This is a genomic window from Nakamurella sp., assembly GCF_048594475.1.
Taxonomy (GTDB): Bacteria; Actinomycetota; Actinomycetes; order Mycobacteriales; family Nakamurellaceae; genus Nakamurella.
Genome location: NZ_JBMDXT010000423.1, coordinates 1 through 9,929 on the forward strand (window position 1 = coordinate 1; position 9,929 = coordinate 9,929).

Sequence of the window (9,929 nt, forward strand, 5' to 3'; positions counted from 1 at the left end):
CAGCCGCAGGGCCAGCCCGCCGCGCCGGGGGTCGGCGGCCGGCCCGCCCGCCCCGACCAGGGCGACCCCGCCGAAGAACGGGCGCTGTTCCGGCCACTGGACGATGTTCTCGCCGTCCTGCTCGAGCGCGTCGATCACCTCGGGCCCGAACCCGGGCTCGAGGTGCACGGCGTCCGGCGTGGCGTTCATCCGCGGCGCCGCGACGGCCTCGGCCGGGCCGCGCCCGTCGACCAGGACCCGGGTCAGCACCTGCAGCAGGGCCGGCCGGATGCGGCTCCCGCCGGCGGCCCCACCGGCGGCCAGCAGCCCGCCGGCCGGGTCGGTCACCACCAGCGGCACCATCATCGACGGCATGCGTTCGCCCGGCTCCATCCGGGCCCGCAGCAGCTCTCCCTCGCCGAGCATCGAATTGCCGTGCACCCCGCCGTGCCAGATGCCCGACCCCAGGCCGAGCGAGTGGGTGGCCGCGCAGGCGTTCCCGTCCGGATCGACGGCGACCAGCGTGGTCGTCTCGGCCCGGCGGACCGGCGCCCGCAGGGCCTGAGCCAGCCGGCGCGCCCGCTCGACCGGATCGCGGTCGGTCACCGAGCGCTCCAACAGCCCGGCTGTCTGCGCGAACCGGTCGAGATCGTTGTCCCGGACACAGATGATCCCCGGGCCGAACCGGGTGCGGGCCCCGGTCAGGTTCTCGACCCGGTAGGCAGCCATGTCGACGTCCGACAGCGCGCCGCCGTCGGCCCGGACGGCCGCGACGAACGCCCGGCCGAACGCCCCGGTGGTCAGTGCCTCGGGCCCCTCGTTGAGATAGGAGTCCAGCGTCTGGGCCAGACCCTCGTGGTGCAGCAGCTCGCCCGGGCCCAGATGGCGCCGGCCCCCGGTGCCGTCCGGCCGCGAGTAGACGGCGACCCCGTCGCCCAGCACCATCGCCGCCGCGACGTCGGGCAGCAGGACGGCGTGCTGCATCGGGAACGGAGTGCCGTTCGCGGCCAGCTCACGGGCCGGCGCGACGATCTGCGACCAGTCGAGCCGGCCGAACGAGCCGTGCAGCGCGGCGACGCCGGCCGGGGTGCCGGGCACGGCCACGCTGGGTCCGCCGACCGCGTACGGCACCTCGACGTCGCCGAACGCGACCTTGATGTCGCGGGCCGGGGCCGGCACGGTGCCGTCCAGGCCGGGCACCGCGACGAAGAAGTCGAGGCAGTGCACCTGACCGGTGGCCGCCTCGTACACGGTCGCGAAGCCCCCGCCGCCCAGGCCGGTGAACAGGGTCTCGGACACGCAGCCGGCCAGGATCATCGCGGCGACCGCGTCGGCGGCCGATCCGCCCGCCCGCAGCAGGTCGCGGCCGACCGCGGCGGTGGCCGGGTGACCGGCGGCGACGGAGGCGGGCACGGTGGTCACCGGGGAAGGCTATCCGGCCGGACGGATCGGTGAGTGCCGGGACAACGCCGGCGCCAGGGTGCCCCGTGGGACCACCACCACCTCCCCCAGGTCGAGCCAGGCCGCCATCCGACCGAGCTCGGCGGCGGCCGCCGCGGCCGTCGCAGCCGGGTCCGCGCCCGGCTCCAGCCAGGCCGCCTGCACCAGCAACCGGCCGGTCCCGCGGTCCGCCTTCAGGTCGAACCGCCCGACCAACCGGTCGCCGACCAGGAGGGGCAGCACGTAGTAGCCGTAGATCCGCTTGGCCGCCGGCGTGTAGATCTCGATGCGGTAGTGCATGTCGAAGATGCGCTCGGTCCGCTCCCGCCGCCAGACCAGCGGGTCGAACGGGCTCAGCAGGGCGGCGCCGCCGACCGATCGCGGCACGCGGGCTCCGGCGTGCAGGAACGCCGGCTGCTCCCAGCCGCGGACCGTCACCGGCAGCACCCGCCCGTCCTCGACCAGATCGGCCAACGCCAGCCTGGTCTCGGCGATACCCATCCGGTAGTAGTCGGCCAGGTCGGCGACCGTGCCGATGCCGTGCGCGCGGGCGGCCAGCGCGACGAGCTCACGCCGGGCGTGCTCGTCGGCCGGCGTGGGCGCCGCCAGCACCGACGGCGGCAGGACGCGCTCGCTCAGGTCGTAGACCCGCTCGAAACCGCGGCGGCCGGCCACGCCGATGACCCCGGTGGCGAACAGGTGCTCGCAGGCGACCTTGGTGATCGACCATTCCCACCACCCGGCGACCCCGCGGCCGGGTGCCTCGAGCGCCTTTTCCACGTCGCCGGCCGAACTGGGCCCGAGCTCGGCGACGGCGTCCCGCACGACGTCGAGGAATCCCGGGTGCTCGGCCTGCAGCCGCTTCATTTGCCCCCACACCCCGTCGGACTCGTAGCGCCGCTGCCGCCAGCGCAGCAACGGCTCCCGCTCGACCGGGACGAGCGAGGCCATGTGCGCCCAGGACTCGATCAGCACCCGGTCCCGGGGACGGGCGGGCCAGGCGGCGCCCTCCAGGACCGACGTCGGATACGGCCCGAGCCGGCTGAAGACCGGCAGCAGGTGGGCCCGGGCCAGCACGTTGACCGAGTCGATCTGCAGGATGCCGATGTCGTCGACCAGCCGGCGCAGGTGGCCGCGGTGGACGGCCCGGGGGGCCGTGGCCGACCCGGAGGTCGCTGCGGGGGCCGGTTCGGCCAGCCGTTGCGCGGCGATCGCGATGCGACGGGCCTGGTCGGCGGACAGCTCGCGCCCGGTTCCGGAGACGCGGCCGGCCCGCGCCGGCCGGACCCGGCGCCCGGCGTCCACCGGGCCGGCCGGGCGGGCGACGGGACGGCCCCCCGTCGGTGCGGGCGGGCGGGACAGCAGCGGGGGTGACGGCGCAGCCATGCGGGCGATGGTGCCACCCGGCACCGACAGTGCCGCCCCGATGGCATGCTGGCTCGTCATGGCCTCCAGTTCCGTCCGTCCGGCGACCGTCGAGGACGCGGCGGCGATCGCCTCGCTCCAGCTGCTGGTCTGGCAGCAGGCGTTCGCCGCCGTGCTGCCCGCGGCCGCGCTGGCCACCGACCCGGCGGTGCACGCCGGATCGTGGGCGGCTCGGATCGACGCCGGCGGGACCGTGCTGCTGGCCACCGAGGGCGCGGAGGCGGTCGGTTTCGCGGCCGTCGGCGCCGACGTCGACTGGCACAACCTGCTCGATCCGGTCGGCGAGATCGAGGTGCTGTACGTGGTCCCCCGGTGGGGGCGCCGGGGGCACGGTGGCCGGCTGCTCGCGGCTGCGGCCGCCGCGCTGCGGGTGACCGGCGCGCGGACCGGGCGCTGGTGGGTGCCGGCCGCCGACCGGGCCACGGCCCGCTTCCTGATCGCGGCGGGATGGGCGGAGGACGGCGTGCGGCGAAAACTCGACACCGGCGCATCGCCCATCGTCGAACAGCGGTGGTCGGGCTCCCTCGATCTGGTCGCGGTCTGACCCGTCCGAGCGGGCCGGTCACGGCGCCCGAGGGACGGGGCGAGAGGCCGGACCGGCGCCGAACCGGCCGGCGCGGCCGGCGATCCTGACCGGCCCCGGCCCGGCCGGCGCGGCCGGCGATCCGGACCCCGCTACGGCGCCGGGGTCCCGCTCTCCAGCGCGATCGCCTTGCGCATGGCCGAACGGGCGCGTTTGCGGTCCCCGGCCAGGTCGTAGGCGTGGGCCAGCGCGAACCAGCCGCGCCAGTCGTCGGGCGTGGCCTCGACCCGGGTCCGGACGGTGTCGAAGTAGGCGTCCGCGGCATCCCGCTCGACCCGCCCGGAGGGACGCAGCGGCAGGTCGGGCACGTCCGGCAATTGGCCGTCAGCGGCCAGCCGCCGGGCCAGCCGCTGGGTCTGCCACCCGAACCGCAGCTCCCAGAAGACCAGCACCACTCCGATGATCGGCAGCAGCAGCACCCCGATGCCCAGGGCCAGGCCGGCCACGCCGCCGGCCTGGATCAGGGCGATCGCCCGGCCGCCCAGCAGGACGAAGTAGACCACCAGCGCCAGCGTCAGCAGCGCGACGGTGATCTTCGTCCGGGTCCCCCGGCTCATCGGGCCGGCCCCCGCGCGGTCAGACGATCCCGAGCAGTTGCTCGAGTCCCAGGGTCAGGCCCGGCCGCCCCGGCACCTCCCGGATCGCGGTGAGCACCCCGGGCATGAACGACACCCGGTCCAGCGAGTCGTGCCGGATCGTCAGGGTCTCCCCCGCCGTGCCCAGGATGACCTCCTGGTGGGCGACCAGGCCCGGCAGCCGCACCGAATGCACCCGGACCCCGTCGACGTCGGCGCCGCGCGCCCCGGGCTGCTCGATGGTCGTCGCGTCCGGGCCCGGCCCCAGGCCGGCCTCCGTGCGGGCCGCGGCCACCGCCCGCGCGGTCGCCGCCGCGGTGCCCGACGGCGCGTCGGCCTTGCCGGCGTGGTGCAGCTCGATGATCTCGACCGATTCGAAGAAGCGCGCGGCCTCGCGGGCGAACCGGGCGGCCAGGACGGCCCCGATGGCGAAGTTGGGCACGACGATGACGCCCAGCTCGGGCTTGGCCTCGAGCCAGCCGGTGATGGTGGCCAGCCGCTCGGTGTCGAAGCCCGACGTCCCGGCGACCACATGGATGTTGTTGTCCAGGCAGAACCTGATGTGGTCCATCACCACGTCCGGATGGCTGAAGTCGACGACGACCTGGCTGTCCGCATCGGCGAGCGAGAAGAGCCACTCGCGTCCGCCGACCGCGGCGACCAGATCCATGTCAGGTGCCTCGACGACCGCCTGGCAGGTCTGCGCCCCCATCCGGCCGCGGGCCCCGATGACCCCGACCCGCAACGGTTCCTCGGTCACCGGGCCCTCCCCCCGGTCTCACCGGTCAGCCCGATAATCGTCTGGGCGACGATCTGAACGGTCATCAGGTCCGTACTCCGATCCCCGGTCGTGATCGCCGGAAGTCATGCGCGTCGCGACGCATTCTCCGGTGCGCGATCGGCCATGCCAACACCGGCCACCGGTTGGGCGGTCCGGCCGGCCGTCAGGCCGAGCACCACACCGGCCAGGACGGCCAGCGCCCCGGCCGCCTGGGGGGCCGTGACCTGCCCGACGCCGGCCAGGGTGACGGCGACCAGGCCGGCCACCGGGATGACCCCGTTGAACAGGCCGGTGCGAGCGGCACCCAGCCGATCCATCGCCGCGAACCAGGCCACGCACACGACCGCGGTGACCATGACGGCCAGGTAGACCAGGGCGCCGAACTCGGTCGGCGTCGGCATCCGCACCAGGTCGGCGCCGGTCACGGCCGTCACGCCCGCGCCGGCGACCAGCAGCATCACCCCGGCCAGCCCGCAGGAGTACACGGTGGCCGCCAGGGTGCCCAGACGGGGCAGCACCGGCGCGGCGAGCACGGTCATGCCGACGGCCCCGGCCAGGGCGCCCAGCGAGAGCACCACGGCCAGCGGGTCGACCGCGCCGCCGCCCGATCCGAGCTGGGCGATGCCGGCCCCGGCCGTGACCACCAGGGCGGCGAGCACCAGCCGGCCGGACGGCCGGCGGCGGGCCGTCACCGACCCGACCAGGACGATCACCAGAGGGGCCGCGCCGATCACCACGCCAACGCTGCCGGGATCCCCGACCCGGGTCGCCTCGATCATCAGCACGCTGCAGCCGGCCATGCCCACCGCACCGAGCGCGGCCAGCCAGCCCCACTCGCGAGCGGTCGGCCGGGGCAGCGCGATGCGGCGCACCCGGACCCAGGCCAGCAGCAGCAGGGCGGCGGCGAGATAGCGCAGCCCCTGACCGCCGAGCACCGGATACGTCGAGACCAGGTCGGACGCGGCCACCGAGCCGCCGACCAGCGCGGTGGCACCCACCGCAAGGGCAATGCCCGATCGTTCCTGCACACTCACCATGACTCCACCCTGCGCGTCGTGGATCATTAGCGGTAGGGGCATAATCAGCAGGACGTCATTAGGAGAACTATTGATCGACGTGCAGCGACTCGCGGTGCTCCGCGAGGTGGCCCGGGCCGGCAGCTTCGCCGGCGCGGCGGTCGCGCTGCATCACACCCCGTCGGCGGTCTCCCAGCAGGTCGCGGCCCTGGAGCGCGGGGCCGGCCTCGTCCTGGTCGAGCGCAGCACCCGCGGCGTGCGGCTGACCGAGGCCGGGCGCCTGCTCGTCGCGACCGCCGATGCCGTGCACGCGGAACTCGCGGCGGCCGAACGACACCTGATCGAGCTGCGGGAGGACGGTCCGCCGACCCTGACGGTCGTCACCTTCCCCAGCGCCGGTGAGCCGCTGCTCGCACCGGCGCTGAGCCCGCTCACCGCGGGCCGGCACGTCGACATCACCGTGATCGAGGCCGAACCCGACGACGCCCTGACCGCCGTCCGGGAGGGCCGGGCCGACCTGGCCCTGCTCTACCACTTCCATCTGCCCGAACCGCCCCGCGGCTGGGCGGCGGCGGCCGGCCCGGGCGCGTACACGCCGCTGCTGACCGAACCCTTCCGGCTCGTCGTGCCGGCCACCCACCCGCTGGCCGGCCGGCCGACGGCCGACCTGGCCGACTTCGCCGGGGACCGGTGGATCCACGGCTGGGGCGGCCCGGCCGAGGTCGTCGACGCGCTGGCCGCGCTGGCCGGGTTCCGCCCCCAGGTGGTCTGCCGGTCAAGCGATTACCGCTTCATGTCCGCCCTGGTCGGCGCGGGCGTCGGGGTCACGCTACTGCCGGCGCTCGCGCTGCCCGAGCGCGACGACGTCCGCGTCCTGCACCTGGACCCGCCCCCGACCCGCTTCGTCGGGGCCTGGGTGCCCGACCGGCCCTGGCGCAGTCCCGCGGTCGCGCAGGTGCTGGACTCCCTGCGCCGGCGGGCGGCCGAGCTGGCCGGATGAGGTGGCCCACCACGAACCCGCCCGGAGGAGGCCGGGTTCCCAGTTGGCTCCCGGTGCGCTGATCCAAGGCCCACCGAACCGGACCTTTCGGACGACGATCCGGGCCTTTGATCAGCGCGGATCGCCAGCGGCCGACCTGGAGACGGCGAACAGGCGGATCAGCCGCTCTCGTCGAGGGGTTCCAGGCCGACCCGGGCGATGTCGCCGACCTCCAGGTCCTCCGCGACCCGCACCGCCTTCTTCACCGGCAGCACGTACGGGCCGCCGGTGCGCTCGGGGAAGATCGAGGTCCGCCACCGGGAGCCGCCGATGGTGACGGCCACCTTCACCGCGCCGAAGCCGGCGCGGGGCCGGGGGACGTCCGCGATGTCGGCGGACACGTCGTCCGGCAGCCGGACGAACACCCACTCCTCGGCGCGGGCGGCCCACCGCCACAGCTCGGCGGTGAACTCGTACCGGGTGCCGGCCAACCGTTGCCTCCGCCTCAGGTGGTGATGGTGGGGTCGAGTGTGCCGAAGACGGAGCGTCGGCAGTGGTCCGGGTGGCCCTCGTCCGGACCGGTCCGGGAGCGGGTGGCCGGGCGTCAGTGGTCCGCGGAGGCGCTCGGGCCGCGACTGCGGCTGCGGCGCGCTGAGTGTGACGCCTCCCGCTGACGGCACCCCTACCGTGCAGCCGACCCGGCGAAGGACGGCCCTGGTTCCGCCGATCGTGGACCGGGTGGGACGCCCGCCGACCGTACCCGGCGCCGGCGCCGGCGCGCACCCGCGGCCGGCCGCGCCGGTGACGGCACCATGACCGTCCACTCGGGGCCGAGGAGCGATGGCGCAGGTTCCGTCAGTGCCTCACCGAGGCGGGACGGTGAATTCCTCGATGGCGAACCCGCGGATGGCGCGCAGCTGCCCGTCGTCGGGGCCGTCGCCGCGAAAGGCGGTCAGCGCCTCCGGGGTGGTCCAGCGTTCGAGGACGTTGACCCGGGCCGGATCGAGCAGGTCGGCGCCGAGGGCGAAGTCCAGGCAGCCCGGGGCGGCCCGGGCCGCGCGGACGGCGTCCGCGCAGCCGGCCAGATACTCGGCCCGGACGTCCGGATCGACGATCAGGTGCCCCGCGACGATGATCATGGCCCGCTCCTCCCGCATGGCCGGATCTCGGCCTGCCCTTCCGACCGCTCGGCGCCGCAGCAGTCATCGGTCGGCCGCGGTGTTCCGGACACCCCCCGACAGACGAGGGGTCCGCCCGCCGCACCCCGATCGAATCACCGTCGACCGGACCTCGACGACCGCAGGCCGCCGCGGTCCCGGGACGGCATCCTCACCGGTCGCAGCGCGGTGGGGCCGGGATGCGGTGCGGCGCGGATCAAGTCGCGCCGAATGGGACGGGTGGGACGCGAGTCGACGACTTCGTCCGCGCCTGCGTTGTTGATCCGCGCGGACAGGCGACGGCCGGACCGTTGCGGGGCGGACGGGCGACGACCGGACGGGTGCGGGCCGGGCGGGGGCGGGCCGGGCGGGTCAGGTCAGGTCATCCGGGTGGGGACGATGGCGGGCCGACGGCCACGCAGGTCACGACCTTGCGCCGACGAGGTCCCTGAGTTCGGCCGGGAGTTCGTCCGGGGTGCGGTAGGGACCGACGACGGCGGCGGACAGCGGGGTGGCGACGAGACGACGGGCCAGCCCGGCGACCTCGTCGGCGGTGACCGCGCGGATGGCCGCGAACTCCTCCTCCACGGTGCGGAACTCGCTGCGGACCAGCAGGGACTTGCCGATCCGGCTCATCCGCGACTCGGAGTCCTCCAGGGCCAACGCCAGCGACCCGCAGAGCTGGCCCTGGACCCGCGTGAGCTCGTCCGGGCGCAGTCCCCGGTCGGCGACGTCGACGAGTTCCTGACCGATCAGCTTGGCGACCTCGCCCAGATGGTCCGGCGCGCAGCCGGCGTAGATGGACAGGGCGCCCACGTCGGCGTAGGCCGCGGTGGCGGCATAGCAGGAGTAGGCCAGGCCCCGTTCCTCGCGGATCGACCGGAACAGCCGCGAGCTCATCCCGCCGCCCAGCGCGGCCGACAGGACGGCCAGGACGGCCCGTTCGGGCGAGTTCCGGTCGCCCGACGGCACGCCCAGGGTCAGGTGGGCCTGCTCGGTGTCGCGGGTCACCACCAGCGGGCGGCCGGTCGGCCGTGGGCGCCCGCGACCGGTCCGGTAGGCCGCCGGGGCGGCATCGGGGTCGAGCGCCAGCCGGTCACGGAACGCCGCCCGCACCCAGCGCAGGGCGTCGCCGTGCTCGACCCCGCCGGCGACGGCGACGACCATCTTCGGCGGCGCGTACCGGCGGCGGTAGTAACCGGCGATCTGCGAGCGCGACATCGCGGTGATGGTCCCCGTGGACCCGATCACCGGGGCGGCGACGGGGTGACCGGCGAACACCACGGACGCGAACGCGTCGGCCAGGGTGTCCTCCGGGTCGTCGTCGCGCATGGCGATCTCTTCCAGGATGACGGTGCGCTCGGTGTCCACGTCGTCCGCGGCGATGACCGCGTCCAGCACGACGTCGCACACCAGGTCGACGGCCAGTTTCGCCTGCTCGGCCAGGATCCGGGCGTAGTAGCAGGTGTACTCGTGCGAGGTGAACGCGTTGAGCTCGCCGCCGACGGCGTCGACCGCGTCGGCGATCTCGTACCCGGTCCGGGTCCGGGTGCCCTTGAACAGCAGGTGCTCCAGGAAGTGGGACGCCCCGGCCAGGCGTGGGGTCTCGTCGACCGACCCCACGCCCACCCACACGCCGATGGTGGCGCTGCGCGCCCCGGGCACGCTCTCGGTGACCACGCGCAGCCCGCCGGGCAGGAGCGAGGCGGTGACGGCGGAACCGTCGGACGCGCGCTCCAGTACTCTCGTCCGGGCCCGGCGGGCCGGCGTGGTCACCCGGTCAGACCTGCGCGGGCTCGGCGTCGGCAACCGGCGCGGTATCGGGCGCCGCATCCGCCGCATCCTCGGCCTTGACCGGCACCAGGCTGATCTTGCCGCGGGCGTCGATCTCGACGATCTCGACCTGCAGCTTGTCGCCGACGTTGACCACGTCCTCGACCTTGTTGATCCGCTTGCCGCCGCCCAGCTTGCTGATGTGCACCAGGCCGTCCCGA

Annotated in this window: 11 protein-coding genes; 2 read left to right on the top strand and 9 right to left on the bottom strand. The window is 75.2% G+C overall.

What is annotated here, in order from left to right; translation table 11 throughout:
* Both ACOJUF_RS19310 and ACOJUF_RS19315 read right to left on the bottom strand, forming a co-directional pair.
* Positions 1–1,401 (bottom strand): gamma-glutamyltransferase (locus ACOJUF_RS19310; RefSeq protein ID WP_420123445.1); only part of this gene is annotated, 1,401 nt, incomplete at its 3' end.
* Positions 1,402–1,410: 9 nt separating this feature from the next.
* Positions 1,411–2,865 (bottom strand): winged helix-turn-helix domain-containing protein, encoded by a 1,455-nt coding sequence (locus ACOJUF_RS19315; RefSeq protein ID WP_420123446.1) that lies wholly within the window; start codon positions 2,863–2,865, stop codon positions 1,411–1,413.
* Here ACOJUF_RS19315 and ACOJUF_RS19320 point away from each other — a divergent pair.
* Positions 2,864–3,388 carry a GNAT family N-acetyltransferase gene (locus tag ACOJUF_RS19320; RefSeq protein WP_420123447.1) on the top strand — a complete coding sequence of 175 codons (525 nt, stop codon included), beginning with the start codon at positions 2,864–2,866 and terminating at the stop codon, positions 3,386–3,388. The two genes, ACOJUF_RS19315 and ACOJUF_RS19320, sit on opposite strands and share 2 nt — an antisense overlap.
* Positions 3,389–3,519: 131 nt before the next feature.
* Here the strand turns inward: ACOJUF_RS19320 and ACOJUF_RS19325 are convergent, their stop codons facing one another.
* The 3 genes from ACOJUF_RS19325 to ACOJUF_RS19335 all read right to left on the bottom strand — a co-directional run bounded on the left by ACOJUF_RS19325 (position 3,520) and on the right by ACOJUF_RS19335 (position 5,820).
* Positions 3,520–3,984, bottom strand: coding sequence for a hypothetical protein (locus ACOJUF_RS19325; RefSeq protein ID WP_420123448.1), 465 nt, complete (start codon positions 3,982–3,984; stop codon positions 3,520–3,522).
* A gap of 19 nt (positions 3,985–4,003) precedes the next feature.
* Positions 4,004–4,762 carry a 4-hydroxy-tetrahydrodipicolinate reductase gene (gene dapB, locus ACOJUF_RS19330; RefSeq protein WP_420123449.1) on the bottom strand — a complete coding sequence of 253 codons (759 nt, stop codon included), beginning with the start codon at positions 4,760–4,762 and terminating at the stop codon, positions 4,004–4,006.
* 104 nt (positions 4,763–4,866) lie between these two features.
* Positions 4,867–5,820 (bottom strand): DMT family transporter, encoded by a 954-nt coding sequence (locus ACOJUF_RS19335; protein WP_420123450.1) that lies wholly within the window; start codon positions 5,818–5,820, stop codon positions 4,867–4,869.
* Between the two features lie 79 nt (positions 5,821–5,899).
* Here ACOJUF_RS19335 and ACOJUF_RS19340 point away from each other — a divergent pair, with 79 nt between their 5' ends.
* Positions 5,900–6,799, top strand: coding sequence for a LysR family transcriptional regulator (locus ACOJUF_RS19340; protein WP_420123451.1), 900 nt, complete (start codon positions 5,900–5,902; stop codon positions 6,797–6,799).
* 158 nt (positions 6,800–6,957) lie between these two features.
* On the opposite strand, the gene ACOJUF_RS19345 is transcribed toward ACOJUF_RS19340, so the two are convergent.
* The 4 genes from ACOJUF_RS19345 to ACOJUF_RS19360 form a co-directional block, all read right to left on the bottom strand.
* Complete coding sequence (locus ACOJUF_RS19345; RefSeq protein WP_420123452.1) at positions 6,958–7,269, bottom strand: DUF1905 domain-containing protein; 312 nt, start codon at positions 7,267–7,269, stop codon at positions 6,958–6,960.
* A gap of 372 nt (positions 7,270–7,641) precedes the next feature.
* Positions 7,642–7,917: a putative quinol monooxygenase gene (locus ACOJUF_RS19350; protein WP_420123453.1), complete on the bottom strand. Its 276-nt coding sequence runs from the start codon at positions 7,915–7,917 to the stop codon at positions 7,642–7,644.
* A gap of 441 nt (positions 7,918–8,358) precedes the next feature.
* Positions 8,359–9,711, bottom strand: a complete 1,353-nt coding sequence (locus tag ACOJUF_RS19355; protein ID WP_420123454.1) for a M16 family metallopeptidase — start codon at positions 9,709–9,711, stop codon at positions 8,359–8,361.
* 4 nt (positions 9,712–9,715) lie between these two features.
* Positions 9,716–9,929, bottom strand: a 214-nt coding sequence (locus tag ACOJUF_RS19360; RefSeq protein WP_420123455.1) for a hypothetical protein, incomplete at its 5' end; no start/stop codon positions are given.